Below are 24,801 nucleotides of genomic sequence, written 5' to 3'. Positions count from 1 at the left end.
CCGGGCGCCGGTCAGCTCGCGGGGCCCCAGGTGAGGGAGAGGCCGGTGGCGGCCCGTTCGGTGCGGATCTCCATCATGCTGCCGAGGATAGTGGCGTGGTCCGCCACCACGGGCGTGCCGTCGAGCGTGAACGTGACGCGGGTGCTGACGAGCACCGGGCTGCCCTCCGGCTCGTGCAGGTGGCGGGCGGCGGCGGGGTCGAGCACGCCGGGCCGCACCACCTCCGACGCCCGCGCGACCGTCACCCCGGCGTCGGCGAGCGCCGTGTAGAGGGAGACGGCGGTGAAGTCGCGGTCGCGGATCCCGTCGGCCACCGGCCGCCGCACCCACGACACCTGGTGCACGGCCGGGCGTCCGGCGAACTCGCGGACCCGCTCCAGCCGCAGCGCCGAGTCGCCCGGCCGCAGCCGCAGCTCGGCGGCGACGTGGGCGGGAGCCCGGCGCACCGCCCGCCCGGCCACCGACGTGCGTACGTCGTGACCCTGTTTGCGCAGGTCGTCGGCCAGGCTGCGGAGCGAGTCGAGCTGGTATCCCAGGTGGGGCGGGGCGACGAACGTGCCCTTGCCGGGCTGCTGCACGATCAGCCGCTCGTCGCTCAGCTCACGCAACGCCTGGCGCAGCGTCATGAGGGTCACCCCGTAGGAGGCGCTCAGCTCCCGTTGCGGCGGCAGGGCCGTGCCGGGGGCGTAGTGTCCCGACCGGATCTTCGCGGCGAGGTCGGCGGCGATGGCGCGGTATCTCGCCTCGTGCCCGGCGTCGGGGGTCATCGGGGTCGGTCACACTCCTGGTCGAGGGCTTGCCGCAGGCTCGTGAGGAAGGCCCGCAGGTCGTCCGGCCCGGCCCCGTCGAGCACCCGTCGCATAACGGCGGCGCCGACCACCACGCCGTCGGCGTGCCGGCGGGCCTCGCGTGCCTGGTCCGGGGTGGAGATCCCAAAGCCTAGCAAGACCGGCCGGTCGCTGACGTGCCTGATCCGCGCGGTGAGCCCGGCCGCCGAGGCGGCCAAGGCCGCCCGCTCGCCGGTGGTGCCCATCAGCGACACGGCGTAGACGAAGCCGCGGCTGCGCTCGCAGATTTGTGCCAGCCGTGGCCGCGGGGTCGTCGGGGACGCCAGCAGGGCCAGCTCGATCCCGGCGTCGGCGGCCACGTCCGCCAGCTCGTCCGCCTCGTGCACCGGCAGGTCGGGCACGATCAGGCCGCTGACGCCGGCCCGGCGCAGCGCGGCGCAGAACGCCTCAGGGCCGTCGTTGAGCACCAGGTTGTAGTAGGTGCTGGCGACCAGCGGCACGCCCAGGTCGCGGACCTCGGCCAGGTCGGCGAGGATGCGGCGGGTGCTCGCTCCACGGGCCAGCGCCGCGTCGCTCGCCTGCTGGATGGTGGCGCCGTCCAGCGTGGGGTCGGAGAACGGCAGGCCCAGCTCGATCGCGTCCGCCCCGGCGTCGGCGAACGCCCGCAGGTAGCCGGTCCAGCCGGGCGCGATCCCGCCCGTGACGTACGGCATGAGCAGGCCTCGGCCGGTGGCGCGGCGGACCCGCAGGTGGCGCTCGACCGCTCCGGCGGTCAGGGTCGGGTTCGTCACAGCAGCTCCTTCAGGGTCGAGACGTCCTTGTCGCCGCGGCCGGACAGCGTCATCAGCACCGTCGAGCCGGCGGCCAGCTCGCCGTCCGCCGCCGCGCGGATCACCCAGGCGAGGGCGTGCGCCGACTCGAGCGCCGGGAGGATGCCCTCCGTACGCGCCAGCCGAACCGCCGCCGCGACCGCCTCGTCGTCGGTCACCGTGACGTAGCGGGCCCGGCCCAGGTCGCGCAGGTGGGCGTGCTCGGGGCCGACGCCCGGGTAGTCGAGCCCGGCGGCGATGGAGTGCGGCTCGACGATCTGCCCGTCGCCGTCCTGGAGGAACAGCGAGCGGCAGCCGTGCAGGACGCCGAGCCGGCCCTGGCTCGCCCCGGCGCCGCCGTCCGCCTCGACCCCGACCAGCCGCGCCGAGGTGCCGGAGAAGCCGGCGAACGTGCCGGCCGCGTTCGAGCCGCCGCCGACGCACGCGACCACGTGGTCCGGCACGCCGGCAGGCAGCTCTGCCGCGCACTGCGCGCGCGCCTCGTCGCCGATGACCCGCTGGAACTCCCTGACCATCCACGGGTACGGGTCCGGCCCGACGACCGAGCCGATGCAGTAGTGGGAGTCGCCGGTCGCGCCCACCCAGTGGCGCATGGCCTCGCTGGTCGCGTCCTTGAGGGTGCGGCTGCCCGAGGTCACCGGGACGACCTCGGCGCCCAGCATGCGCATGCGGAACACGTTGAGCGCCTGGCGTTCGATGTCGCGTTCGCCCATGAAGACCGTGGCCCGCAGGCCGAGCAGCGCTGCGGCGGTCGCGGTGGCCACGCCGTGCTGCCCGGCGCCGGTCTCGGCGATCAGCCTGCGCCGTCCCATCCGGGTGGCGAGCAGGGCCTGGCCCAGCACATTGTTGATCTTGTGGGACCCGGTGTGGGTGAGGTCCTCGCGCTTCAGGTACAGCTCCACCCCCAGCGCCTCCGACAGGCGGCGGGCCGGGGTGAGCGGCGTCGGCCGCCCGGCGTGCACGGCGAGCAGCCGCGCCAGCAGGCTCCGGAACCCGGGATCCGCCCACGCCTCCCGGAACGCCTCGTCCACCTCGCGGCACGCCTCCACCAGGGACTCGGGCGCGTAGCGCCCACCGTACGCGCCGAACCGCCCCCGGGCGTCCGTCGTCGCGCCCTGCGGGACCAGCTCGCGCCAGGGCAGCAGATCACGCATACCTAGCTCCGATCGTTCTATAACTCTTCAGTGTGTTCTAGAACAGTGTGACACCGATCGCCCTGGGACGCCACCACGGCCCCGTTAACCGGTTGCCGTCGTCGCGCCCGGGGTGCTGGAGTGGGCCTCGATGAGCACGGACAGCGGCACGGCGCCGTCCGCTCCCCGCCTCGCCGGCATCCGGTCCCGCTGGCTCGCCGCCGCGACCGCGGGGCTCCGCGACGATCCCGCGGTGGCCGGGGCCGCCCTGGTCGGGTCGCTCGGCGCGGGCCGGGCCGACGACTGGAGCGACGTCGACCTGCTCGTGGTCGTCGACGACCCGCTCCTCGACGACTACGCGCTGCCCGGCCGCCTCCCCGCCGGCCCGGGGACCATGACGGCCGCCTTCGACGCCCGGCAGAACGGGCTGCGCGGCACCAGGGCGTTCAGCGCGTACCAGATCATCGACGGGCTCCCGCTCTGCGTCGACTGGCACATCCACCCGAGTTCGCGGGCCGGCTGGCCCGCCGACAGCACGGTCGTCCTCGACCGGCGCGGCTTCGACCGGCTCCCCGCCGCCTTCGCCGACCTGCTTGCCGCAGGCGAGCGAGAGACCCCCACCCCCAAGCGGCCGGTCGAACACCAGGTGGCGCGGCTGGTGATGATCCCGATCGCGGGCAAGCGGATCGCCCGCCGCTCACCCGGGACCGCTCAGCTGATCGAGTTCCTCGGCGGTTCGCCGGGGGCCTCGTGGCGGGACCACCTCGCCGCGCTGCGCCGGCTGCTGGACGGCTTCACGCCGCTCGACCGGCCCGGCGACCTCGCCGCCGGGCACTCCTACCTCGACCTCGTGGAGGACGCGCTGGACTGACGCCGAGGCGTACGCGGTCACCTTTCGCTGGTTGGATACGTCACCTGTTGTGATGTGACTGAGACGAGAGGAACGCGACCGATGACCTCCCCTGACTTCCTGGCCGACCAGTTCCAGGGACACCGCCCCCATTTGAAGGCCGTCGCCTACCGCATGCTGGGCTCGCTGAGCGAGGCCGAGGACGCGGTGCAGGAGGCGTGGCTGCGGCTGGCGCGTTCGGACTCGGGTGACATCGACAACCTGGGCGGCTGGCTGACCACCGTGGTCGGCCGGGTGTGCCTGGACATGCTCCGCGCCCGCAAGTCCCGGCGCGAGGAGTCCTTGGAGGAGCGCCTGCCCGACCCGGTGATCAGCAGCACGGACGCCACCGACCCGGAGCAGGAAGTGCTGCTCGCCGACTCGGTCGGCCTGGCGCTGCTGGTCGTGCTGGAGTCGCTGAGCCCCGCCGAACGGCTGGCCTTCGTGCTGCACGACATGTTCGGCCTGCCGTTCGAGCAGATCGCGCCCATCGTCGACCGCACCCCCGTGGCGGCCAAGAAGCTCGCCAGCCGCGCCCGCCAGCGCGTCCGCGGCGCAGCGCCGAACCCCGACCCCGACCTGAACAGCCAGCGCCGGGTCGTCGACGCCTTCCTCACCGCCGCCCGCGGCGGCGACTTCGCCGCCCTGGTCTCCATCCTCGACCCCGACGTGGTCCTGCGCGCCGACGGCGGCGTGCTCACCGGCGGCATGAAGGTCATCCGCGGCGTCGCCGCCGTGGCCGGCCAGCTCGCCACCTTCCAGCGCATGGCCACCACCAGCAACACCCAGCCGGCGCTCGTCAACGGCCTGGCCGGCCTGGTCAACACCGTCGACGACCAGCTCATCTCCGTCATGAGCTTCACCATCTCCGACGGCAGGCTCGCCACGATCGACATCCTGTCCGACCCCGACCGCCTCGCCCGCCTCGACCTCACCCGCCTGGAGCCATGACCCCTGGGGGCCGGGGCCGGCGTGGGTGAGGGGTCAGGCCCGCAGGCAGTGCAGGACGGCGCGGACCCGCCGGTGATCCTTGTCCGGCGGGGACAGGCCTGCCGTCCGCACTGCCGTACGTCCAGGTCACCGTCCGTGTCCGCTCCGCTTGGCGTGCTTGCTGCCCCAGCCGGCCAGGAGGGCTCCTGTGACGGCGGCGGCCACGTGGCAGGCGAGCCACACCCCGAACCCTCCGGGCAGCCCGCCGAGCAACCCGGCGTCGTCATGGTCGGCCAGCAGCCGGATGGCGCCCTGGGCCCCCAGGACCAGCAGCAACATGCCGATGATCAGCACGGTCACGTACTTCATGCGCTTCGTCTCCTTTTGTGGTGCGTTCGAACCATAACACCTGCTTGGTGCGATCGCACCACAAGCGCGGCACGCGGTAGGGTAGGTCCGTGCTTTGACGCCGGCCCAGCGACCGGGCCCCTCCGCGCTTTCCTTCGTTCGTCGCACGTTGACCCGAATCCACGAAGGAGATCCCTTTCATGACCACGTCGGCCTCCATCGAGGTCCCCGACCAGTTCGCCGCCTCCTACGGAGCGAACAACGCCGACGCCCGCGCCTGGCTCGCCGGACTGCCACGCCTGGGCGGCGAGTTCCTGGACCGCTGGCGGCTGCGGCCCGACGGCCCGGCCGCGTACGGCATGGCCTCGCTGGTCTTCCCCGTGCGCCAGCCCGACGGGACGCCCGCCGTCCTCAAGCTCCAGCAGCTCCGGGAGGAGACCGCCGGCGCCGCCGCCGGACTGCGGGCCTGGAACGGCAACGGCATCGTGCGCCTGCTCGACCATGACGAGCGGAGCGGCACCCAACTGCTGGAACGCCTGGACGCGACCCGGACGCTCTCATCGGTGGCCGACGACGACGCGGCCATGCGGATCCTGGCCGACCTGATGGCCCGCCTGACCTCGGTCCCCGCCCCCGGCGACCTGCGCCGGCTGTCCGACATCGCCGCGGCGATGCTCGACCAGGCGCCGCAGGCCGCCCCCGCACTGCGCGACCCCGACGAGCAGCGGCTGGTGCGCACCTGCGCGTCCGCCGTGGCCGAACTGATCGGCGAGCCCGGCGACCGCCTCCTGCACTGGGACCTGCACTACGACAACATCCTGGCCGGCGAACGGGAGCCGTGGCTGGCCATCGATCCCGAACCGCTGGCCGGCGACCCGGGGTTCGAGCTGCTGCCGGCCCTGGACAACCGGTGGGATCAGGTGGAGGCCACCGGCGACGTGGCTCGCGCGGTGCTGCGCCGCTTCGACCTGCTGACCGAGACGCTCGGCCTCGACCGGAACCGCGCAGTCGGCTGGACCCTCGGCCGCGTGCTGCAGAACGCCCTGTGGGACATCGAGGACGGCAAGCCCACCCTCGAACCCGCCCAGGTCGCCATCGCCACCACCCTGCTGCACCGACGATGACCAGCGCGGCGACACGACCCCTGAGCCCGGGCGGTCAGGCCGGGTAGGTGGTCTGCGGGTGCAGGTGGGCGTCCAGGATGACGAGGTCGGCGCGGTGGCCGGGCTCCAGGGCGCCGCGGCCGGGGAGGTCGAGGACGGCGGCCGGGTTGGCGGTCGCCATGCGCAGCGCGGTGTGGACGGGGACGTGGGCCGCTCGCACCAGGTGGCGGACGCAGTCGGTGAGGAAGGCGGTCGACCCGGCGAGGCGGTCGGTGCCGGCCAGCCGGGCCGTGCCGCCGGAGACGTCGACGGTGCGGTCGGCGAAGGCGTAGCGGCCGTCGCCGAGGCCGGCGGCGGCCATGGCGTCCGTGACGAGGACGGCGCGGGTGCCGTCACCGGTGGCCAGGGCCAGGACGGGCGGCAGCACGTGCTGCCCGTCGGCGATGAGCTCGTAGGTCAGCCGCGGGTCGGTGAGGGCGGCGGCGACGGGGCCGGGGGCGCGGTGGCCGAGCGGCGGCATGGCGTTGAACAGGTGGGTGACGTGCCGGGCGCCGGCGTCGGCGGCGGCGCGTACCTGGTCGTAGGTGGCGTCCGTGTGCCCGATCGCGAACACGCAGTCGCCGGAGTAGGCGGCGATGAGGTCGAGCGCTCCGGGCAGTTCGGGCGCGATGGTCATGACGGTGGGGAGGCCGTCGGCGATCTCCAGCAGGTCTTCGAGGAGGGTCCGGTCCGGCAGGCGCAGCGCGGACTCGGTCTGGGCGCCGCGGCGGGCGGGGGCGAGGAACGGGCCCTCGAAGTGCACGCCCACGAGGTTGGGCACGCCGGGGTCCCTGGCCGCCTCGCACACCGCCCGGGCGGCGGCCCGCATCAGGGGCTGGTCGACCGTCGCCACGGAGCCGAGCATGGCGGTGGTGCCCCGCCGCAGGTGGGCCTCGGCCGCCGTGCGCACGTCGGCGGGGTCGCCGGTGTAGACGGCCGCGCCGCCGCCGCCGTGACAGTGCAGGTCGACCAGGCCGGGAGCCAGGTACGCGCCGCCGACGTCCACGATCGGCGCACCGCCGGCCGGGTACGGCGGGCCGTACCCGAGGGCGGTGATCCGGCCCGCGTCGGTGCGCAGCCAGCCGGGCTCGACCCGGTCGGCGAGCACGAGCCGGGCGTTCACGAAGAGCCGGGCGGTCACCCGCGCCTCCCGGTGAGCGCCTCGACGGCGGCCTCGGCGCAGACCCGGGAGGCGCCGAACGTGCGCACCCAGCCGCGGGCGGCGGAGAAGTCCAGCTGGGGGAAGCCCATGTCCAGGACGACGACGTCCGGGGTGGTGGCCAGGATGCGGTCGAGGATCGGGGCCTGCCACTCGAACCGGTGCGGGCTCCTGACCAGGATCACCACGTCGCCCGAGGCGCCGTACTGCTCGCGGAACTCCGAGATGGCCGCGTGCACGATCCCGGGGCCGTTGTACGTGCCGGCCGCCACGGTCACCTGTTCGACGGTGCGGCCGGGCGTGGCCAGCAGCGTCTCGACGTTCCCCGGCCCGCCGCCCGAGGCGGGTGAGGCGACCGGTTCGAGGCGGACGACGAGGGTGGCGTCCCCGCGCAGCAGCGGGTCCCCCGACACCCGCACCGCCCGCCGCGCCAGCCGCAGCCCGAGCCCGCTGTCGGCCTCGCCGTCGAGCGGGCTGTCCGGGGCGCCGCGCCGGCCCATGCGCCGCAGCCGGTCGGCGGCCTGTTCGAGGCGTTCGGCGGGGAGGTCGCCGGTGCGCACGGCCTCGGCGATGGCGTGGGCGGCGGTCCTGACGTCCTCGCCGTAGGCCCACGCGCCCAGGCACAGGGCGTCGGCCCCGGCGCGCAGGGCCAGGACGGCGGCTTCGCCCAGCGGCGCGACGTCGGCCACGCCGCGCATCTCCAGGGCGTCGGTGATCACGACGCCGTCGAAGCCCAGTTCGTCGCGGAGCAGGCCGGTGATCACCGGTGCGCTGATCGACGCCGGAAGCTCGTCCAGGGCGGACACCCGGGGGTGGGAGACCATGATCGAGTCGACGCCGGCCGCGATCGCCGAGCGGAACGGGTCGAGGTAGTGGTCGACGAGCTCGTCCCGGCTCAGGTCGAGGTCGGGGGTGCCGAGGTGGGCGTCGGTGCCGCTGAGGCCGTGGCCGGGGAAGTGCTTGGCGCAGGCGCTCACCCCGGCGGCCTGGAGCCCCTCGATCCAGGCGGCGGCGTGCGCGGCCACGTGCGCCCGGATGCCGCTGAAGCAGCGTACGCCGTTGGGGCTGAAGGGGTTGACGGCGGTGTCGACGGCGGGGGCGAGGTCCCAGGTCACCCCGGCCGCGCGCAGCGCGAGCCCGATCTGGTGGGCGCAGGCCCTGGTCGCGTCGAGGTCGTCGATCCGGCCGAGGGCGAGGTTGCCCGGCGTGGAGATCCCGCCGGCCGCCTCCAGCCGGGTGACGTCGCCACCCTCCTCGTCGATCGCCAGGTGCAGGGACGGGGAGAGCTCGCGCAGCCCGGCGGTGAGGCCGCGCAACTGGTCCTGGTCGACGATGTCCTTGCCGAACAGGACGAACCCGCCGAGGCCGGCGGCCACCGGCCCGTCGATCCAGCGCGGGACGACGGGACGGCCGAGAGCGGGGAAGAGTACGGCGTGTGCGAGCCGTTCGAGGTGATCCATGAGACTCCTGTCGGGTGTCAGCCCTTGACCGCGCCCGCCGCCAGCCCGCCGACGAGCCGGCGCTGGAGGAAGAGGAAGAAGACGAGGACGGGCAGGGAGAAGATGGCCGAGGCGGCGATCGTCTCGCCGTAGTCGACCTGGGGCGCGGTGCTGAACGACACGAGCCATACGGGCAGCGTGTAGTTCTCCTGCGACCGCATGAGCACGTACGCGAAGAGGTAGTCGTCCCAGGCGTTGATGAACGCGAAGACCGACGTGACGACGATCCCGGGGGCGAGCAGGGGAAGCACCACCCGGCGGAAGGCCTGCAGCCGGTCGCAGCCGTCGATCATCGCCGCCTCCTCCAGCTCGACGGGCACCCCGGCGACGAAGGCGCGCAGGTTCCACACGGTGAACGGCAGGACGAAGGACAGGTACGTGAGGACGAGCCCGGGGAGCATGTCGAGCGCCCCGATGTCCCGCAGCATCAGGTAGAGCGGGATGACCATCGCCGAGCCGGGGATCATCTGGACGAGGACGAGCACGGCCAGCAGGGTCCGGCGCCCGCCGAAGGCGAAGCGCACGGTGGCGAACGCCGCCGCCACGGCCACGGCCATCGACAGCACGACCGTGATCAGCGACACGACCAGCGAGTTGCGCAGGAAGGTCAGGAACTCGGGCGCGGCCAGGGTCCTGGTGAAGTTCTCCGTGCTGGGCGGCCACGGCACGAACTGCGGCGTCAGCGACAGGACCTGCCCCGGCGGCTTGAACGCGGTCGCGAACATCCAGTACACGGGGAAGATCATGACGACGGCGGCGAGGACGACCACCGCGTCGACGGCCAGCCGGCGGCGGGTGCGGAAGTCGCGCAGGGCGTTCATGCCACCTCGCCCCCCTTCGTGAGACGGCGGACGTACAGGACGGCGAAGACCGACAGGAGCACGATCGTGATGACGGAGATCGCCGACCCGGCTCCGTAGTCGTTCGCGGTGAAGGCCTGGACGTAGGCGTAGACCGAGACGGTCGTCGTCTGGCCGGACGGCCCGCCCTGCGTCAGCACCCAGAACGGGGTGAAGGAGTTCACCGACCAGATCACCTCCAGGACGACGAGGACGGCGAGCACGGGCCGCATCAGCGGGAGCGTGATGCGGCGCAGCGTCTGCCACGCCCCCGCGCCGTCGATGCCGGACGCCTCGTACAGGGCCGACGGGATCTGGAGCAGGGCAGCGTACATCGTGAGGATCACGAACGGCAGCCCCTTCCAGACGATGAGCACGATGATCAGTACGAGGGCCGGCCCGGGCTCGGAGAACCAGTCGCGCGCGGTCAGGTCGCCGAACACGCCGAGCTGGGTCAGCATCCAGTTCGCCACGCCGTACTGCGGCTGGAACAGCCACTGCCAGATGAGCGCGGCCGAGACCATCGGCATGGCCCAGACCAGGACGAGGCAGACCACGAACACGAGCCTGGCCCACGCCGAGGTGCGGGTCAGCGCCCTGGCCAGCGCGAAGCCCAGCGCCATCATGGCCGCGACGCAGGCGGCGGTGACGACGACGGTGCGCCCGAGCACCGCCCAGAAGGCGGGGTCGGCCAGCACGTCGGTGTAGTTGGCCACGCCCACGAAGGGCGCCTCGCCGGTGAACAGCGAGCGGGAGTCGAACTTCTGGAACGACAGGACGACGAGCCGGACGACCGGATAGCCGAGGGTCACGGCCAGGACGATCACCGCCGGCGCGACCAGCCCGTAGGGCAGCCGGGAGCGGCGGTCGCGCGCCGGGGCGGGCTCGCGGGACTCACCCCGGTCCGGCCCGAGACTCACCGCCCCCTGAGTCTGGAGTGCCATGTCAGGAGGTCGTCCCCGTCGCGTTGAACGCCTTGGCGATGTGGGCGTCGTACTCGGCGGCCCGGGCGGCGATGTCCTTGCCGGCGGCGATGTCGGAGAAGAACTGCTCGTTGTAGCGTTCGCCGTCGAGCGTCGCCTGGCCCGGGGTCACCGGCAGCGCGTGGTTGCTCTTCACGGCCTCGGCGCCGGTCGTGAGCGCCTCGGTCACCCCGTCGGCGGGCATGAACGCGGGCGAGATCGGCATGAGGTTGAGCTTCTGCGCCATCAGCCCCTGGAACTCGCGGCCGGTGACCACCCGCAGCCAGTCCTTGGCGGCGTTCGGCCTGGTGGTCGCCGCCGAGACGCCGATGGTCGAACCGGCGACGATCGTCGGCAGCGGCTTGCCCTTCTCGTAGCCGGGCATCACGAAGTAGCCGAGCTTGTCCTTCAGCTTCGGGTTCTTCTCCAGCACCTTGTCCGGCTCCCAGGCCCGGACGTAGAGCATCGCCGTCTGCTCGTCGGCGAAGAGCTGGGTCTGGTCCGGGCTGTTGGTGTTGCTGCCGACGGACGAGGGCGTGGAGCAGGTGTTCTGGAAGTCCTTCCACTCCCGCAGCCCCTCCTGGGCCTGGGGCGTGCTCATCGCGCCCTTCCAGGTGTCGCCGTCGCGGGTGGCCACGTCGCCGCCCTTGCCGAAGACGAACGGCGCGCCGGCGAACCAGTACTGGCCCGGCATGTAGAAGCCGGAGAAGTTCTTGGTGCCGGAGTTCTTCTCGGCGAGCGTCTCGCAGGCGCTCTTGAGCTCCTCGATCGTGGCCGGCGGCTCGTCGATGCCCGCCTCTGCGAACAGGTCCTTGTTGTAGAGCACCACCTTGGTCCCGCCGTACAGCGGGGTGGCGTACAGCTTGCCCTGGTGGGTGGAGGGCTGGGCGAGACCGTCGAGCCAGGTGGCCGACTCCTCGAAGCCGGCCTTGTCCGCCGTCAGGTCGAGCAGCGCTCCCGAGTACGACTGCAGCGGGGTCTGCGTGTTGCCCATCTCGACGACGTCCGGCCCCTTCCCGGACGCCAGCGCGGTCGTGATCTTGGTGGCGATGCTGTCCCACTGCTGGATCTCGACCTTGACGTCGATGCCCGGCTGCTTCTTGGCGAACGCCGCCTTGGCCTGTTCGATGATCTCGGAGTCGCCGGGCCCGCCCGTCATCATCCAGACGGTCAGGGTGCCGGACTCCGGCCCGCTGTCACCGGAGCCGCCGCCCGCGCCGCCGCACCCGGCGGTGAGTACGAGCAGGCCGGCCAGAGTCAGTGCGCCGTGGACGACGGCGGTCCTCCTGGTTCGCATCGGGGGTTCCTTCCATGGGGGATGTGAGGGGGTTCGTGGGGGTGGCTGGTTCGGGCGTCCGCAGGCGGGTCAGCCGGGATGGACGGGCGCCTCTTCGAGGGCCTTGACCGCGCGGGCCCGGTCCACCTCGATCTGGTTGATGTGCTCCTCCAGCACGCCGAGCGAGGCGTACAGGTCGCCGAGCGCGATGGCCAGCGCGCCGAGCAGGCCCGCCTGGCCGCCGAGCATGGTGCGGCGGACCCGGGTGCTGACGCCGACGAGGTCGAGCACCTCGCCCTGGACCTCGTCGAGCGCCGACTCGGCCAGGCCGTCGCCGAACCCGCCGGTCACGATGACCGTGCGCGGCTCATAGGCCAGGGCCACGATCGACACCAGGTGGACGAGCGCGTCGCGGATGCGCTGCCGCAAATCGCCGAAGCGCTCCGGCTCCTCCAGGATCTGCCTGGCGTGCGTCACGTCGTACCCGGCGGCGCGGGCGTGGGCGACCAGGCCGGCGCCGGAGACGAGGTCACGCAGCCGGGTCTTGGTGCCGGGGATGAGCAGCCGCCCGAACTCGCCAAGCAGCCCGTCCTTGCCGGACAGGACCTGGCCGTTCATCGCCGCCGCGGAACCGAGGCCGGTGCCCAGCGTGAGCAGCACCGCGGTCTCCTTCTCGGCCAGCGCACCGTACTGGAGCTCGCCGACCAGGGCCAGCTTGGAGTCGTTGTCCAGCGTCGTCGGCACGGCGATGCGCTCGCGCAGGGCGTCGACGAAGACCGTGCCGTGGAGCTGCGGCAGGTTGTGCGAGCCGACGACCCGTGACCTGTCGCCCGACACCACACCCGGCAGTCCCACGGCGACCGCGCCGAGCGGGCCGTGCTGCCCCGATACCGCGCCGGCCAGCTCGTGGATGCGCTCGGCCATCCAGCCGGCCAGCCGCTCGCCGTCGAACGCGAGCGGGGTGGGGTGCTTGGCCCGGACCAGCGTGTTGCCCAGCGCGTCGGCGACGGCGAAGCGGCAGTTGGTGCCGCCGAGGTCGATGCAGCCCACCAGGTGCACGGAGCCGTCGAACCGGACGAGCGTCGACGGCCTTCCTCTGCCGCTGGCCGGCTGCACGGCCGCATCCCGGGCGAAACCGCGTGAACGCAGGTCGTCCACGATGCGGAACACGGTGGCACGACTGAGCCCGGTGCCCTCCACGATCTGTCCACGCTCCAGGGAACGCCCGGAGAGCAGCGTGGACAGGACCGCGCTGCGGTTGGTGGCACGAGGTTCGGTGGCAGAGTGCATTTATTTCTCTCAGCTTGAACAAAAATGTTGGCCGTGAGTGTAACCACAGGACCACGCGGTTGTCACCACCCAGCTCTTGCGTCCGGCCCCGCTGGTTTGTAATGCAAAGCACGACGGGTAGCGTGAGCACATGACTTCCGACGCCCTCGTGGACGCCCTCGTCCGCAACACCTTCGAGGTGGTCGGCGTGCTCACCCGCATCGGAGCCGAGCACGACCTCTCGCTCACCCAGCTGCGGGTGCTGGGCATCCTGCGCGACCGCCGCCCGCGCATGACCGAGCTCGCCGCGTTCCTCGGCCTCGACAAGTCCACCCTGTCCGGCCTCATCGACCGCGCCGAGCAGCGAGGGCTGGTGGCCCGGGGCAGGAACGCCCAGGACCGCCGCGTCGTCGACGTGTTCATCACCCCGGCGGGGCTGGAGCTGGCGGAGCAGGTGTACGACGAGGTGCGGCGCGCGCTGACGCCGGTGACGGACCGGCTCGACCCGCAGGACGGCGACCGGCTCGCCAAGCTGCTGCACGGCCTCCACTCCCCCGGCCGGGACCTGGCGCCCTGATCCCGCGCTCGCCGCGGGTCGTTCAGCCCTCCGCGCGTTCGGCCACCCGGCGTCGCAGCTCGCGGACCCGCTCCAGGGCCGCGTACTCCTCCGCCACCTCCTCGTCGTCCACCGAACCGGCGCCCCAGTTACGCGGGTCGCTCAGCTGCTTCTCCGCCCGGCGCACCGCCTGGAGGTGTTCGCGGTGCAGCACCTCCAGCATCGACGCCCCGCAATGCCGCGCCTTCGCGGCGGGAGCCGTCCCGGGGAGCCGGAAGACCGTCGAACGGCCCTCCCGGAGTTCGCTGAGCCGATAGCAGACGACCTGGTCAGGCGTGTCGAACAGGACGGCGGGGATGCCGAAGAGCGGCATCAGGTCAGGATCCTCGGCCAGGAGCCGCAGCTCGGTGCCGTTCATGCTGTTGGCGGTCGCCGCCGGGCCTCCCCGGTCCGGCGGGACGGCCGGCTGCCACGGCTGGTTGGTGAAACGCGCGCGCAGCTCAAGCCGCCACATCCCGCCGTCGACGACGACGAACAGCTCCTCGGGGAACGTGACGCCGTAGCATTCACGCAGCACCTCGCGCCGGTCGTGCCCGGCCTCGTGCAGGGCCCGTGCCAGCCGGGCCATCGACGGATAGTCGTCGCGTGACGCCTCGGCCCGCAGCCGGTCGACGGTCTCAGGGGTCATCGTCACATCCTCCAGGGTCGCCGCCGGCGCCAGGAACCGAGCGGGACGGTCGCTGACGTACGGGCATGGAACGGCGCGACGTCGAGACCTTCCTCACCCTGGCAGGCCTGGCCACCGACCACCCGGAATCCGCGACCCCCAGCCGCAAGAGCGCCCCGGGCGTCCGCCGGCAAGCGCGTCCTACGCCAAGAAGTGCCGCAGCCGCACAGGCATCATCGCGGACCAGGAAGGCGCCGGCCACACGTCCGTCGCTCACCCTGCCACCGGTCGGCCTGGCGATCCCCTGCAGCATGGCCCCGAACTCCCAGCAGTGGCACGCTTGTCGCCCTGACCCTGTCGGAGGTCAGGACCATGCCGCTCAGCCTGCTGCGACAGAATGCGGGAGGCTGGGAGCTGCTCATCCATCTCGCGCTCACCCTTGAAGTGTCGTTGCGGGAACCGGTCGGGCTGCACGATCGGGACGGCAGGCAGCAAGGGAGCCTGGACGGCCTGGATGCCGTCGCCAACCAGTCCCCGGTCCCCGCCGCCTGAGGCTCGATCCCCAGGCCGCTACCCGTCCGCCGGGCGGGGTGACGTCGTCCGCAGAGCGCCGGCGTGGGCAGCGGCCAGGGTCACCTCCACCGCCCGGTCGGCGGTCGTCTCGTCGACCGGATCGGCGGTGATGAGCAGGCGCAGGTAGATCGGCGCGGCCAGGGTCTTCAGCAGCTCGGCCGGATCGGTGCCGGCGGGGAGCTCGCGGCGCTCGACGGCGCGGGTGACCACGGGTTCGGCGCGGGCGAGGCGGTCGTCGAAGACGTGGCGCCGCGCTGCGGCGATCTCCGGGAGGTGGGCCGCTCCGGTGAACATGGCGGCGAGGATGGCCTGCCCGGTCGGGCTGGTGAAGGTCTGGACGATCGAGCGCGCCAGCGCCCGCAGGTCGGTCTCGATCGCGCCGGTGTCGGGAACGGGGACGTCCATCGCCATGTGCTCGGCCAGGGCGTCGGTGAGCAGGCTCTCGCGATCCTTCCAGCGCCGGTAGACCGTCGTCTTGTGGACCCCGGCGCGCTGGGCGACGTTCTCGACGCTCAGCGCGGCGTAGCCCTTGTCCACGAGCTCGGCGAGCGTGGCGGCGTGCACGGCGGCGCGCACCTTGACGCCGCGGCCGACCGGCCGGGCCGGGGGGTGATCAGGCTGCATTGCAACTCCAAGTTGCGATATTCGCAGGATGGATGACAGGATGACTCTATCGCAACTTTGAGTTGCGATACATTCGCCTGCGTCCCCTGAGGTGACACACCATGCGCAACCCTCCCCCTTGGACCTTCCACGCCATCCCCGACCAGAGCGGACGCGTCGCGGTGGTGACCGGCGCCAACAGCGGCATCGGCTACGTCACCGCCCGCGAGCTGGCCCGCCGGGGCGCGCACGTCGTTCTGGCCTGCCGTGACCCCGGGCGCGGCCGGGCCGCCCTCGCCCGCATGCGCGACGAGACGGGCAGCGCCCGCCTGGAGCTGCGACGGCTGGACCTGGGCAGCCTGGCCGCCATCCGGGAGTTCGCCGCCGGCTGGGACCTCGGCCGCCTGGACCTGCTCGTCAACAACGCCGGGGTGGCGATGGTGCCGTACGCCAGGACCGCCGACGGGTTCGAATCGCAGTTCGGCGTCAACCACCTGGGCCCCTTCGCCCTGACCGGCCTGCTCCTGCCGCACCTGCTCGCCGCGCCTGACCCGCGGGTGGTCACCGTCAGCAGCGAAGGCCAGCGCTTCGCCCGTTTCGACCTGGACAACCTCAACGCCGAACGCCGCTACCGCACGGCGTTCGCCTACGTGCAGTCCAAGCGGGCCAACCTGTACTTCGCCGTCGAGCTGCAACGCCGGGCCGACGCCGCCGGGCGCAAGCTGCGCAGCATGGCCGTCGCCCCCGGTCTCACCCGGACGAACGTGCTCACCGGCGGCGCCAACAGCGGCAGGGGACGCCTGTACGCGACCCTCACGCGGCTGCTGGTGCGCGCGGCCTTCCGGCCCACCCCGGAAGGGGCGAAGACCTCCCTGTACGCGGCGACCGAGCCGGATCTGCCGGGCGGCAGCTACGTCGTCCCCGACGGCGTGCTGCAACTGCGCGGCGAGCCCACCCGCCGGACCCGCGAACGCGCCGTCCGCGACACCGCCACGGCCGCCCGGCTCTGGCAGCTCTCCGAACGGCTCACGGGCGTCACGTACGCGCTGTCCACCGCGGCGGCTCCGCTGCCGGGAAATGGTCTGTGACCATCGGGCGTATCGGCTCGTCCTCAATGACGTGACTGTCGTTCAAGCCCGGAGGCCCCCATCATCGAGGAGCTGTACCGCGAGTACTGGCCGCTCGTGTGCGGGTTCCTCCAGCGGCGCACCCGAGACCCCCATCTGGCCGAGGACCTCGCCCAGGAGACGTTCATCAAGGCCACCAGGGCGTTGCTCGGCTGGCGTGGTGAGAACCCCGGCGCGTGGCTGCTCGCCATCGCCCGCAACGTCCTCATCGATCACGCCCGGCGTCGCCGCCTGGAGCTGCCGTTGCCCGACCCCGGCGAGCTGGCGGTGCCCGCGCTCGACGTCGCCGCCGTCGACGTCCGCGAGGCCCTGGACCGGGTGCCCGAGCAGCACCGGAGGCTGCTCCTGCTGGTCTACATCGAAGGGTTCTCGCTCGTGGAGGTGGCCGCGATGACCGGGAAGAGCACATCGGCGGTGAAGACCGCGATCTGGCGGGCCCGCGCCGCCTTCGCCGACAGCTACGGAGACGACGCATGACCGAGCAGCCCGAACCCCTGCTGATCCCCGAGTTCGACCCCAAGGCGACCCGGCGCGCGATACGCCGCGGCATCCGCAGGACCGCCGTGCTCGTGCTGGGCGCCCTCGCGGCGCTCGTGCTGGTGGCGACCCTCGGCTCGGCGCTGATCCAGACGCGCGGTGACCGGGAGGGGCGGATGGTCCAGGTCCTCGGCACCGCGCTGCAGATCGCCAAGCCCGCCTACACGGTCACGTCCTGGACGTGCTGCCGGACGGAGCCGCTGTCGATGTCCTTCACGGTGACCGCCGCGCCGATGCGCGCGCACGGCGGGTTCGGCCTGCAGAGCCGGCCGGATTTCACCGTACGGCAGAACCTGTTCGGCGGGGTCGAGGAACTGCCGTGGGCGCAGCTGGCGAACACCACGCTGACCCAGGCGCTGTTCAACATGGGCACCCAGCTCCAGCGCAAGCCGGACATCCGGCAGGTTCTGGCGAGGTTGCCGCAGGACATGAACGCTCTCGCCGTGGTGGAGTTCGAGCGGCCGCTCACGGCCGACTCGATGGTCGGCTTCGCCCGGCAGTACGGTGGGTGCCCGGAGAAGGTGGTGTACGAGGCCCGTCCAGGGGCGACGCCCATCACCTGGGGCAGCGACATGACCACGTTCCTGGGCGTCGCCCCGGAGAGCCAGGTGACCAGGTGCAGTGATCTTCCCCCGGAGGACCTGGCGGCCTTCCGATCCTGGGTGAAGACGCTGAGGCAGCACGACGAGCCCAATCTGCGCCGGTTCGACCTGACCCTGGCGCGGCTGCGCAAGGCATCGGGCGAAGGGCTCGCGTACGGCTACGTCGACCAGCTGGCGACCGTCAAGCAGCTCAGGAAGATCATCGAGGATCCGCAGGTACGCGCGGTGCGGCTGGCCGACGTGACCTTCGACCTCGAGCGCCCCTGACGCGTCATGCGGCGAGGTGCTCCGGGCGGACGCCCAGGCCGATGAAACGCCCCAGGAGGTGGCGCAGCGGCGGCAGCGTCCGGAACGCCGTGAGGACCGGCGGCACGTGCCGGGTCGTGTCGTCGCCCAGGTCCTTGGGGTAGAGGTCGCGCAGGATGCCGAGCTGGAAGGCCTGGGTGATCCGCGCGGCGCGTGCTCTGCGTGCCTGCACCCGGGCCAGGTCGGCGTCCTGCGGCGCGCCGTCCCGGGCGAGAAGCGGGCCGAGCAGGTTGGCGGTGGCCACCGCGTCCTGCACGGCCAGGTTGATGCCCACGCCGCCCGCGGGCGACATGGCGTGGGCGGCGTCCCCGATGCACAGCACTCCTGGCCGGTGCCAGCGCGGCAGCCGGTCCACCCGGACGCTCAGGTGGTGCACCGCCTCCCAGTCGTGGATCTCCCCCACGCGCTCGCGCAGGGCGGGGGCCAGGTGCGCCACCCGGTCCCGGAACGCCGGCAGCCCGGCTGTCCTGAGCTCGTCGAAGGCGCCGGCCGGGATCGCGTAGGCGAGCTGCCAGTAGTCGCCACGGTCGATGGAGATCAGCGCCCCCTTGCCGCCCTGGAAGAACGGCACGTCGTCCTGCGGGTGGCGGGGCAGGCGGAACCAGAGCACGTCCATGGGCGGCGAGGCGCTGACCGGGGTGAGGCCGGCGGCGGCCCGTACGGTGGAATGGCGGCCGTCGGCGCCGATCACCAGGTCGGCGCGCACCTCCACGGGACCGTCGGCGGTGTCGGCCAGGACGCCGGTCACCCTCCCCCGCTCGGTGAGCAGTCCCGTGGCCCGGGCCCGGCGCAGGAGGCGGAAGGAGGGGTAGGCCGTGGCCTTTCCGGCCAGGAAGTCCAGCACGTCCCACTGCGGCATGAACGCGATGTAGGGGCAGCGCACGTTCAGCCGGCTGAAGTCGGCGAAGGTGACGTCCCGGCCGCCCAGGTTGACCGTGACCTGCGGCATCCTGGTGTGCGGGAGGTCCAGGAACTCCTCGATCCAGCCCAGCTCGGCGATCAGTTGCAGGGTGGAGGGGTGGACGGTGTCGCCGCGGAAGTCGCGCAGGAAGTCCGCGTGCTTCTCCAGCACAATCACCTCCACGCCCTGACGGGCCAGCAGCAGCCCGGCCATCATGCCCGCGGGGCCGCCCCCGACGACGCAGCACTGTGCGCGCATCTCATCCTTCTTCCGGAAAAAGCAGCCCGACCAGGGCCGCGACGTCGATGGGGGTGCCCAGCCGCCGGTTGACGGCGACGGTGGCGAACAGGGTCCTGGCGGCCGTGACCGTGTCGTGCGGGCGCAGCTCGCCGGCCTGGACGCGTTCGAGCAGGAAGTCACCGATGAGTCGCTGGCCCTCGCCCACCAGCGCCGCCAGCGGCACGCGGGCCTGGGCGGAGCTGAAGAACACCGCCATCAGCTCGGCGTTGTCGGCCAGCAGCCGGTCGAACGCCGCCAGCGTCTCGGCCAGCACCACGAGGGCCGGCCGTGGGTCGTTCTCCTGCTCGGCCCGCAACTCCCGCAGGCGCGGCAGGAAGCCCCGCTCCGACAGGAGCGTCTCCACCATCGCCTCCTTGCTGTCGAAGTAGCGATACAGCAGCCCCGGCGTCACCTCGGCGGCCTGGGCCACGTCCTTGACCGTGGCCCCGTCCACGCCCTTGTCGGCGAACACGCGCAAGGCCGCGTCCAGCAGCCGCTCCCGGCGCCATGCCGCCTGCTCACTTCGCGTCCTGGACACTGCCCCACCTCATTGAGTAAACGTTTATTCACCCTAGCATGCGCACCAAGAAAACGAAAAGGGCATCCGGTAGGCAAGGGGCAGAGTCCCCCCGTTCGAGGAGCCCCGATGACCGCAACGTCCCCGTCCCGACGTCGTGCCACTCCGTGGGGGCGGGCGCTGGCGGCGCGGGCGCCGATCCCGAGCCGCCTGCCGGCGTACCGGGAGACGATCAAGGTGGTGGTGGTCGGCGACGAGCGGCTCGGGCCGGCGCTCCTGCGGGCCGCGAGCGGCCTGGAGGTCGCAGGAGAGACGGCGACCGCCGAGGAGGCGGCGGGGCTCCGCGCCGACGTCGTCCTGTTGTACGCGCGGGCGCCCGGCGCCGTCACGGCCACCCGGATCCTGGCCGGAGGCGGGCACAAGGTCCTGGTTCTAGGGGTACGGGAGGAGATCGGCGACTATGCCCGAGCGGTGCTGCGGGCGGGGGCGGCCGGGCTGCTGCCACACGACACCCCGCCGGCCCGGGTGCTGTCGGCGGTCCGGGCGGTCGCGGAGGGCGACGTCCTGCTGGCCAGGGCCGTGGTGGCGGCGCTGACGCGGTCCCCGCTCGACCAGGCCCCCGGCCCGGGCGTGCTGACCAGCCGTGAGGCCGAGGTGATCGCGCTGGTGGCGCGGGCGCTGTCCAACAAGGACATCGCCGCGTTCCTGTGGATCAGCGAGGCCACCGTCAAGACGCACCTGAACCGGGCGATGGCCAAGCTCGGCCTGTCCAGCCGCGCCCACGTGGTGGCCTACGCCTACGACCGCGGCCTGGTCAGGCCCTCGGGGACGCCGTGACCCCTCCGGCGGAGGGGTCACGGCGGCCGGTCACCCCGCCGGTCTCAGCAACTGGGCGAGGATCTCACTGATCTTGAGCGCGGCGGCCAGCCTGCCGCCGCGCCCGTCGTACTTGATGGGGGGCCCGCCGGGCGGCTCGTGCTGTTTGAACAGCACGTCCGGCGTCTCCGGCTCCACGGAGTACGCGTAGCGCTCCCTGGTCGATCCGGGGAAGACCTGCTCGTGGATCTTGTTCCAGTCGTAGCGCTGCCGCGCGCCGGAGACCGGCGTGCGCTGCGCCTTGGGCGGGGACGCGCGATGGTAGGCGTTGCGGTTGGTGGGCCGCCGCGATGCGAACGGGCGCCATCACCGCTCCGTCAACGGGGCTCTGGGGGCGTGCACGATCTGCTCCTCCTGCTGGGGTGAGTGGAGACCGGCACGTCCGCCCGTGCCCCGATCTTCACCCCGCAGAGTAGGGATCACCCCCTGCACCCTGTCGTCAACCCGCTGCGGTATTTGCGGCCGGCCGCAGGGCTCCACCTGTCCACCACGGAAGCGGCCACGGTGCTCGGCTGCGCCAAGGCCGCCTTCTTCGTCCGCCTGCACCGGGCGCGCCGCCGGCTCCAGGCGGCGGTCGAAGCCACCGGCACCAGCACACCCCGCAAGCCCGTGACCGTTCCAGGAAGGAACCTGCGATGAGCCGCAAGCCCGACGCGATGGACCTGCTCGCCCTGGCCCGCCCGGCCTCGCTGGACCGCGGATCACCCGTCTCCGCTGACGACCTGCTGCTCAGGGCCACCGCCGAGGCGCCACCAGAACACGGCAGGACAGCGCCCGCCCGGCCACGGCCGCGGACGAGCGCGCCTGGCGGGCGGCGGGCGCTCCCGCCCAGGTCAAGGGGCACTGCGAGACCAGCGGGTCGTGCGAGCCGATCCCGGTCGCCGACGAGCCGAAGGACTGCGCGTACAGCCTGAGCCTGAATCCCGCGGGAACCTATCCCGACACCTCGGTCAGCGAGTTCACCATGGCGGACCTGGCCGCGATCCCCACCGATCCGGCCCAGCTCGTGAAGCGGTTCCGGTGGGCAGAAGGGGCATGTCCGTGGACTTCGGCGGTGCGGGCGGCTCCCTGGTGTACTCCGGCAAGCCGCGCAAGGAACTGCCGGTCTACGACAGGCACATCCTCGACCCGGCGACGAGGGTGACGTTGGCGCGCGTCTCCCCCGCGGCCCGCACCGCCCTGGGAGCGACCAAGGGGGAGGTCATGGGTTACCAGGCCCGCGGTCCCGAATCGGGCTGGACCGGACCGCCCGCCTCCCCGCCGAAGGGGTCGCACGGACGAGGTTCTCGGCGGCGCGGCGTCGGGTTACTTCGGTAGCAGGTGCGACACGAGCGAACGCGCCCATTCGGGCGAAAGGGGCTGGTCGGTGAAGACGGCCCGGTAGTAGAGCGGGGCGAGCAGGGTCTCTATGGCGCGTTCGATGCTCGGAACCTCGTTGCCCCGCGCCTGCTCCCGTTCGATGATGGCTTCGAGCTGTCGCTGCCGCTCCATTCGGCACACGCCGGCGCCTTCCCCGCCCGTGCCGACGATGGCGCGCACCAGCGCGAGGGTGTCCGGGTCGCTGAGGTCCCTGGCGAGGTCGTACGCATAGCGTTCCAGGTCCTCGCGGAGGCTGCCGGTGTCGGGGACGACGACATCGCCGGAGAAGCGGCTGGTCGCGACGTCGGCGAGCAGCTCGCCGACGGAGCCCCAGCGGCGATAGACGGTTGTGGCGTGCACGCCCGCGCGCGCGGCGACGACCGGGATCGTCAGCGCGTCGCCGGCCTCGTCGGCGAGCAGTTCCTTGACCGCCTGGTGGACGGCCGCCCGGACCCGGGCTGAGCGACCTCCGGGCCGGCTGTCGGTGCGCGGTGGAGAGCTCTGAGCTGGCATGTCTCCATTATTGCATCGATCACTGCTTTTAATTCGCAGTAATCACTGCGTTTGTGGTACGTTTTCCGCCACTAACGCAACGATCACTGCGAGGTTCCATGTCTGCCTGCGATACCGCGTCCTCTGGCACCGCACCGCCTGTCGCCGGTCCGCACCGCCGGCCGTGGCGGGGCGCCTTCTCGTCCGTGGGCGCCGTCCTGGTGCTGTTCCTGGCCGCTTCCAGTGCGCCGTCACCGATCTACGTGATCTACCAGCAGCAGTGGCGGTTCACGGCGTGGGTGCTGACCGTGGTCTTCGCTCTCTACGTGTTCGGCCTGCTGGCCTCGTTGCTGGTCGTGGGAGCGCTGTCGGATCATCTCGGTCGCCGGCCGGTGCTCGCCGCGGCGATCGGGCTGGAGGCGGTCGCGCTCGTGTTGTTCCTGGTCGCGGGGGACGTGTGGGTGCTGTCCGCCGCCCGGGTGCTGCAAGGTGTCGCGACCGGGGTGGCGACGACCGCGCTGAGCGCCACTCTGGTCGATCTCGAACCGGAGTCGGCTCGCGGCCGGGCGGGCGTGGTCACGTCGGTGGCGCCGTTGACCGGGCTGGCTCTGGGCGCGGTCGGCAGTGGTGTGCTGGTGGAGTTCGGTCCGGCGCCGACCCGGTTGATCTACGCGCTGCTGCTCGGAGGCATGGTTGCGGCGGCGGTGGTCGTCGCCCTGCTGCCGGAGACGTCGCTGCGCAGGCCGGGAGCGCTGGCCTCCCTGCGCCCCCGGGTGGCGATGCCCGCACACCTGCGCGCCGACATCGTCCCGCTGGTGCCGGCGATGATCGCCACCTGGGCGCTGGCCGGCATGTATCTGTCCCTCGGCCCGTCGGTCGCCGCGGAGCTGCTGGGGCTGCGCAGCCATCTCATCGGCGGTGTCGTCGTGACGTTGCTGGCGGGGACGGCGGCGCTCGCGGTCGCCCTGCTTCGCTCCCGCCCGGCGGCCTCGCTGCTGGCCCCCGCCGCGGCGCTGCTCGGGCTCGGCACGTTGATCTCGCTCGCCGGGGTGGCGGGCGAGGTCGTCTGGCTCGCCGCGGCCGGCACCGTCGTCGCGGGCATCGGCTTCGGCGGGTCGGTGCTGGCCACGTTCGGCACGTTCGCCAGGATCGCCAGGCCACACGAGCGCGGTGCGGTCTTCGCGCTGGCGAACATCATCAACTATCTGGGCAACAGCGTGCCCGCCGTGCTCGGCGGCATCGCCGTCACGGCCCTGGGGCTGAGGTCCGCCACCGTGATCTACGCGCTGGCGATCGCGCTGATCACCTTCTCCGCCTTCCTCCTGCGCCTGAACCAGCTACGGCGCCAGTCCCCCATGGCCACGGTCCCCTGCCATTGAAACCCCGACGAAGACATCCCTGCAAATTTCGCGAAATGAGGACGAATCATGACGACTACGCACAGGATCAGGCAGGACCGGGAGGTCCGGCGACCCGCTGGCACGACGATCCGCTACACGGCCAGCGGTCCGGCGGGAGGACCGGCGCTGGCTCTCATTCATGGCTGGGCGTGCGACCGCGGCGACTTCGACGCGGTGACCGGCCATCTGCCCGACGACCACCGCGTGCTGGCGATCGACCTCGCCGAGCACGGCGAGTCGCGGTCGGCGCGCGAGGTCTGGACGATAGAGGAGTTCGCCCGCGACGTGGCCGCGGTGCTGGAGGCGGAGTCGGTGGACAAGGTGGTCGTGGCCGGGCACTCCCTCGGCGGGGCGGTCGCCGTCGAGGTGGGCCGGCTGCTGCCCGGCAAAGTCTCGCACGTGGTCGCGCTCGACGCCTTGCACTACCTGTCCCTGTTCCCGGCGATGAGCGAGCAGCAGGCCGAGGCGATGCTGCGCGTGTTCAGGGAGGACTTCGCCGCGGGCGTACGGGGCCTGGTGGAGGGAGGCTCGCCGGCCGGGACCGACCCGGCCCTCAAGGACGCGTACTTCGAGAAGATGGCCGCCGTGCGTCAGCCCGCCGGGCTGCGTTCCATCGAGGGCCTGGTGCGCTGGGACATGGACGCGGCGCTGCGCGAGACGAAGCAGCCGATCACCGTGTTCGCGATCCGTGACCTCATCACGCAGGATGCGATCGACCGCTACGGTGACCGGCTCGACATCGTGCTCGTCGACCTGGGCAGCCACCACTTCCCGGTGGAGTCGCCGGAAGGCACCGCGAAGCTCCTGGCCGGCGTGACGCCCTCCCCTGCCTGACCCTTGCCGAATTCAGGTGACCTGCCCGGCCCGCGCGCCTCGTTCCGGTGGCGCCACGAGGCCGCCGGTCCTTCTTCCGGTCGAGGAGTGGGCGCAGCAGGCGGTCGG

General features: G+C 72.6%; 28 protein-coding genes. 12 read left to right on the top strand and 16 right to left on the bottom strand.

All coding sequences use genetic code 11. The features are described 5' to 3' along the window. Positions 1-11: 11 nt before the first annotated feature. Genes ACWDXC_RS34700 through trpB form a run of 3 tightly spaced genes read right to left on the bottom strand, consistent with a single transcriptional unit; the run spans position 12 to position 2,772 of the window. Positions 12-767 carry a GntR family transcriptional regulator gene (locus ACWDXC_RS34700; protein ID WP_357587798.1) on the bottom strand — a complete coding sequence of 252 codons (756 nt, stop codon included), beginning with the start codon at positions 765-767 and terminating at the stop codon, positions 12-14. Further along, positions 764-1,579, bottom strand: a complete 816-nt coding sequence (trpA, locus tag ACWDXC_RS34695; protein ID WP_449989223.1) for a tryptophan synthase subunit alpha — start codon at positions 1,577-1,579, stop codon at positions 764-766. The genes ACWDXC_RS34700 and trpA overlap by 4 nt, the downstream gene beginning before the upstream one ends. After that, positions 1,576-2,772, bottom strand: coding sequence for a tryptophan synthase subunit beta (gene trpB, locus ACWDXC_RS34690; protein ID WP_449989222.1), 1,197 nt, complete (start codon positions 2,770-2,772; stop codon positions 1,576-1,578). Before trpB ends, trpA begins: the two co-directional genes overlap by 4 nt. Positions 2,773-2,902: 130 nt before the next feature. Between trpB and ACWDXC_RS34685 the strand changes: the two genes are divergently transcribed. Both ACWDXC_RS34685 and sigJ read left to right on the top strand, forming a co-directional pair. Beyond that, a complete protein-coding gene (locus ACWDXC_RS34685) occupies positions 2,903-3,622 on the top strand; it encodes a nucleotidyltransferase domain-containing protein (RefSeq protein WP_449989219.1) in 720 nt (239 codons plus the stop codon). An 81-nt stretch (positions 3,623-3,703) separates the two neighbouring features. Then, on the top strand, positions 3,704-4,591 hold the full coding sequence (gene sigJ, locus ACWDXC_RS34680; RefSeq protein WP_449989216.1) for an RNA polymerase sigma factor SigJ: 888 nt from the start codon (positions 3,704-3,706) through the stop codon (positions 4,589-4,591). Positions 4,592-4,717: 126 nt separating this feature from the next. Here sigJ and ACWDXC_RS34675 read toward each other — a convergent pair whose 3' ends face one another. Continuing rightward, positions 4,718-4,939, bottom strand: a complete 222-nt coding sequence (locus ACWDXC_RS34675) for a hypothetical protein (RefSeq protein WP_449989213.1) — start codon at positions 4,937-4,939, stop codon at positions 4,718-4,720. Positions 4,940-5,118: 179 nt separating this feature from the next. On the opposite strand from ACWDXC_RS34675, the gene ACWDXC_RS34670 reads away from it, so the two are divergent. After that, positions 5,119-6,042: an aminoglycoside phosphotransferase family protein gene (locus tag ACWDXC_RS34670; protein WP_449989210.1), complete on the top strand. Its 924-nt coding sequence runs from the start codon at positions 5,119-5,121 to the stop codon at positions 6,040-6,042. Positions 6,043-6,076: 34 nt separating this feature from the next. Here ACWDXC_RS34670 and nagA read toward each other — a convergent pair whose 3' ends face one another. The 6 genes from nagA to ACWDXC_RS34640 all read right to left on the bottom strand — a co-directional run bounded on the left by nagA (position 6,077) and on the right by ACWDXC_RS34640 (position 13,085). Beyond that, positions 6,077-7,201, bottom strand: a complete 1,125-nt coding sequence (gene nagA / locus ACWDXC_RS34665; protein ID WP_449989207.1) for an N-acetylglucosamine-6-phosphate deacetylase — start codon at positions 7,199-7,201, stop codon at positions 6,077-6,079. Continuing rightward, positions 7,198-8,679 (bottom strand): glycoside hydrolase family 3 protein, encoded by a 1,482-nt coding sequence (locus ACWDXC_RS34660; protein WP_449989205.1) that lies wholly within the window; start codon positions 8,677-8,679, stop codon positions 7,198-7,200. The genes nagA and ACWDXC_RS34660 overlap by 4 nt, the downstream gene beginning before the upstream one ends. Before the next feature lie 17 nt (positions 8,680-8,696). Beyond that, positions 8,697-9,539: a carbohydrate ABC transporter permease gene (locus ACWDXC_RS34655; protein WP_219507085.1), complete on the bottom strand. Its 843-nt coding sequence runs from the start codon at positions 9,537-9,539 to the stop codon at positions 8,697-8,699. Then, positions 9,536-10,501 (bottom strand): carbohydrate ABC transporter permease, encoded by a 966-nt coding sequence (locus ACWDXC_RS34650; RefSeq protein WP_375072985.1) that lies wholly within the window; start codon positions 10,499-10,501, stop codon positions 9,536-9,538. The genes ACWDXC_RS34655 and ACWDXC_RS34650 overlap by 4 nt, the downstream gene beginning before the upstream one ends. Position 10,502: 1 nt before the next feature. Further along, entirely contained in the window at positions 10,503-11,816 is a 1,314-nt protein-coding gene (locus ACWDXC_RS34645; RefSeq protein ID WP_449989201.1) for an extracellular solute-binding protein, read from the bottom strand. Between the two features lie 69 nt (positions 11,817-11,885). Next, positions 11,886-13,085: an ROK family protein gene (locus ACWDXC_RS34640; protein ID WP_449989198.1), complete on the bottom strand. Its 1,200-nt coding sequence runs from the start codon at positions 13,083-13,085 to the stop codon at positions 11,886-11,888. Between the two features lie 130 nt (positions 13,086-13,215). On the opposite strand from ACWDXC_RS34640, the gene ACWDXC_RS34635 reads away from it, so the two are divergent. Then, positions 13,216-13,641 carry a MarR family winged helix-turn-helix transcriptional regulator gene (locus ACWDXC_RS34635; protein WP_449989196.1) on the top strand — a complete coding sequence of 142 codons (426 nt, stop codon included), beginning with the start codon at positions 13,216-13,218 and terminating at the stop codon, positions 13,639-13,641. 22 nt (positions 13,642-13,663) lie between these two features. On the opposite strand, the gene ACWDXC_RS34630 is transcribed toward ACWDXC_RS34635, so the two are convergent. Beyond that, positions 13,664-14,308 carry a hypothetical protein gene (locus tag ACWDXC_RS34630; protein ID WP_449989193.1) on the bottom strand — a complete coding sequence of 215 codons (645 nt, stop codon included), beginning with the start codon at positions 14,306-14,308 and terminating at the stop codon, positions 13,664-13,666. Positions 14,309-14,659: 351 nt separating this feature from the next. Here ACWDXC_RS34630 and ACWDXC_RS34625 point away from each other — a divergent pair, with 351 nt between their 5' ends. Further along, positions 14,660-14,839 (top strand): hypothetical protein, encoded by a 180-nt coding sequence (locus ACWDXC_RS34625; protein WP_449989190.1) that lies wholly within the window; start codon positions 14,660-14,662, stop codon positions 14,837-14,839. Positions 14,840-14,857: 18 nt separating this feature from the next. Here the strand turns inward: ACWDXC_RS34625 and ACWDXC_RS34620 are convergent, their stop codons facing one another. Beyond that, positions 14,858-15,484, bottom strand: a complete 627-nt coding sequence (locus ACWDXC_RS34620; protein ID WP_449989187.1) for a TetR/AcrR family transcriptional regulator — start codon at positions 15,482-15,484, stop codon at positions 14,858-14,860. 101 nt (positions 15,485-15,585) lie between these two features. Between ACWDXC_RS34620 and ACWDXC_RS34615 the strand changes: the two genes are divergently transcribed. Genes ACWDXC_RS34615 through ACWDXC_RS34605 form a run of 3 tightly spaced genes read left to right on the top strand, consistent with a single transcriptional unit; the run spans position 15,586 to position 17,996 of the window. Continuing rightward, positions 15,586-16,551 carry an oxidoreductase gene (locus tag ACWDXC_RS34615; RefSeq protein WP_449989184.1) on the top strand — a complete coding sequence of 322 codons (966 nt, stop codon included), beginning with the start codon at positions 15,586-15,588 and terminating at the stop codon, positions 16,549-16,551. Positions 16,552-16,611: 60 nt separating this feature from the next. Beyond that, positions 16,612-17,067: an RNA polymerase sigma factor gene (locus tag ACWDXC_RS34610; protein WP_364180208.1), complete on the top strand. Its 456-nt coding sequence runs from the start codon at positions 16,612-16,614 to the stop codon at positions 17,065-17,067. Further along, entirely contained in the window at positions 17,064-17,996 is a 933-nt protein-coding gene (locus ACWDXC_RS34605) for a hypothetical protein (RefSeq protein ID WP_449989181.1), read from the top strand. The genes ACWDXC_RS34610 and ACWDXC_RS34605 overlap by 4 nt, the downstream gene beginning before the upstream one ends. 4 nt (positions 17,997-18,000) lie before the next feature. On the opposite strand, the gene ACWDXC_RS34600 is transcribed toward ACWDXC_RS34605, so the two are convergent. Further along, positions 18,001-19,194, bottom strand: a complete 1,194-nt coding sequence (locus ACWDXC_RS34600; protein ID WP_449989179.1) for an FAD-dependent oxidoreductase — start codon at positions 19,192-19,194, stop codon at positions 18,001-18,003. 1 nt (position 19,195) lies between these two features. Beyond that, a complete protein-coding gene (locus ACWDXC_RS34595; protein WP_449989176.1) occupies positions 19,196-19,753 on the bottom strand; it encodes a TetR/AcrR family transcriptional regulator in 558 nt (185 codons plus the stop codon). Between the two features lie 108 nt (positions 19,754-19,861). On the opposite strand from ACWDXC_RS34595, the gene ACWDXC_RS34590 reads away from it, so the two are divergent. Beyond that, on the top strand, positions 19,862-20,569 hold the full coding sequence (locus ACWDXC_RS34590; protein ID WP_449989173.1) for a response regulator transcription factor: 708 nt from the start codon (positions 19,862-19,864) through the stop codon (positions 20,567-20,569). 30 nt (positions 20,570-20,599) lie between these two features. On the opposite strand, the gene ACWDXC_RS34585 is transcribed toward ACWDXC_RS34590, so the two are convergent. Beyond that, positions 20,600-20,746 carry a hypothetical protein gene (locus tag ACWDXC_RS34585; protein WP_449989170.1) on the bottom strand — a complete coding sequence of 49 codons (147 nt, stop codon included), beginning with the start codon at positions 20,744-20,746 and terminating at the stop codon, positions 20,600-20,602. A gap of 318 nt (positions 20,747-21,064) precedes the next feature. Here ACWDXC_RS34585 and ACWDXC_RS34580 point away from each other — a divergent pair, with 318 nt between their 5' ends. Next, positions 21,065-21,247, top strand: a complete 183-nt coding sequence (locus ACWDXC_RS34580) for a hypothetical protein (RefSeq protein ID WP_449989167.1) — start codon at positions 21,065-21,067, stop codon at positions 21,245-21,247. A gap of 666 nt (positions 21,248-21,913) precedes the next feature. Here the strand turns inward: ACWDXC_RS34580 and ACWDXC_RS34575 are convergent. Beyond that, the gene (locus tag ACWDXC_RS34575; protein ID WP_449989165.1) at positions 21,914-22,480 is read right to left on the bottom strand and encodes a TetR/AcrR family transcriptional regulator C-terminal ligand-binding domain-containing protein; all 567 of its coding nucleotides are present in this window, start codon (positions 22,478-22,480) and stop codon (positions 21,914-21,916) included. Positions 22,481-22,665: 185 nt separating this feature from the next. On the opposite strand from ACWDXC_RS34575, the gene ACWDXC_RS34570 reads away from it, so the two are divergent. After that, positions 22,666-23,838, top strand: a complete 1,173-nt coding sequence (locus ACWDXC_RS34570; RefSeq protein WP_449989163.1) for an MFS transporter — start codon at positions 22,666-22,668, stop codon at positions 23,836-23,838. A 48-nt stretch (positions 23,839-23,886) separates the two neighbouring features. Beyond that, complete coding sequence (locus ACWDXC_RS34565; protein WP_449989160.1) at positions 23,887-24,693, top strand: alpha/beta fold hydrolase; 807 nt, start codon at positions 23,887-23,889, stop codon at positions 24,691-24,693. The last annotated feature ends 108 nt before the right edge of the window (positions 24,694-24,801 follow it).

This window comes from Nonomuraea sp. NPDC003214 (assembly GCF_053590035.1).
Note: the sequence above shows the minus strand (reverse complement) of the source record. Positions and strands in the feature narration are given on the sequence as shown.

Coding starts and splice junctions, on each gene's coding strand:
- ACWDXC_RS34645 (WP_449989201.1), bottom strand. CDS start 11,816: ATGCGAACCAGGAGGACCGCCGTCGTCCACGGCGCACTGACTCTGGCC.
- ACWDXC_RS34605 (WP_449989181.1), top strand. CDS start 17,064: ATGACCGAGCAGCCCGAACCCCTGCTGATCCCCGAGTTCGACCCCAAG.
- ACWDXC_RS34615 (WP_449989184.1), top strand. CDS start 15,586: ATGCGCAACCCTCCCCCTTGGACCTTCCACGCCATCCCCGACCAGAGC.
- ACWDXC_RS34655 (WP_219507085.1), bottom strand. CDS start 9,539: ATGAACGCCCTGCGCGACTTCCGCACCCGCCGCCGGCTGGCCGTCGAC.
- ACWDXC_RS34700 (WP_357587798.1), bottom strand. CDS start 767: ATGACCCCCGACGCCGGGCACGAGGCGAGATACCGCGCCATCGCCGCC.
- ACWDXC_RS34625 (WP_449989190.1), top strand. CDS start 14,660: ATGCCGCTCAGCCTGCTGCGACAGAATGCGGGAGGCTGGGAGCTGCTC.
- ACWDXC_RS34640 (WP_449989198.1), bottom strand. CDS start 13,085: ATGCACTCTGCCACCGAACCTCGTGCCACCAACCGCAGCGCGGTCCTG.
- ACWDXC_RS34565 (WP_449989160.1), top strand. CDS start 23,887: ATGACGACTACGCACAGGATCAGGCAGGACCGGGAGGTCCGGCGACCC.
- ACWDXC_RS34670 (WP_449989210.1), top strand. CDS start 5,119: ATGACCACGTCGGCCTCCATCGAGGTCCCCGACCAGTTCGCCGCCTCC.
- ACWDXC_RS34635 (WP_449989196.1), top strand. CDS start 13,216: ATGACTTCCGACGCCCTCGTGGACGCCCTCGTCCGCAACACCTTCGAG.
- ACWDXC_RS34575 (WP_449989165.1), bottom strand. CDS start 22,480: ATGCCAGCTCAGAGCTCTCCACCGCGCACCGACAGCCGGCCCGGAGGT.
- sigJ (WP_449989216.1), top strand. CDS start 3,704: ATGACCTCCCCTGACTTCCTGGCCGACCAGTTCCAGGGACACCGCCCC.
- ACWDXC_RS34600 (WP_449989179.1), bottom strand. CDS start 19,194: ATGCGCGCACAGTGCTGCGTCGTCGGGGGCGGCCCCGCGGGCATGATG.
- ACWDXC_RS34620 (WP_449989187.1), bottom strand. CDS start 15,484: ATGCAGCCTGATCACCCCCCGGCCCGGCCGGTCGGCCGCGGCGTCAAG.
- ACWDXC_RS34675 (WP_449989213.1), bottom strand. CDS start 4,939: ATGAAGTACGTGACCGTGCTGATCATCGGCATGTTGCTGCTGGTCCTG.
- ACWDXC_RS34660 (WP_449989205.1), bottom strand. CDS start 8,679: ATGGATCACCTCGAACGGCTCGCACACGCCGTACTCTTCCCCGCTCTC.
- trpB (WP_449989222.1), bottom strand. CDS start 2,772: ATGCGTGATCTGCTGCCCTGGCGCGAGCTGGTCCCGCAGGGCGCGACG.
- ACWDXC_RS34630 (WP_449989193.1), bottom strand. CDS start 14,308: ATGACCCCTGAGACCGTCGACCGGCTGCGGGCCGAGGCGTCACGCGAC.
- ACWDXC_RS34650 (WP_375072985.1), bottom strand. CDS start 10,501: ATGGCACTCCAGACTCAGGGGGCGGTGAGTCTCGGGCCGGACCGGGGT.
- ACWDXC_RS34590 (WP_449989173.1), top strand. CDS start 19,862: ATGACCGCAACGTCCCCGTCCCGACGTCGTGCCACTCCGTGGGGGCGG.
- ACWDXC_RS34685 (WP_449989219.1), top strand. CDS start 2,903: ATGAGCACGGACAGCGGCACGGCGCCGTCCGCTCCCCGCCTCGCCGGC.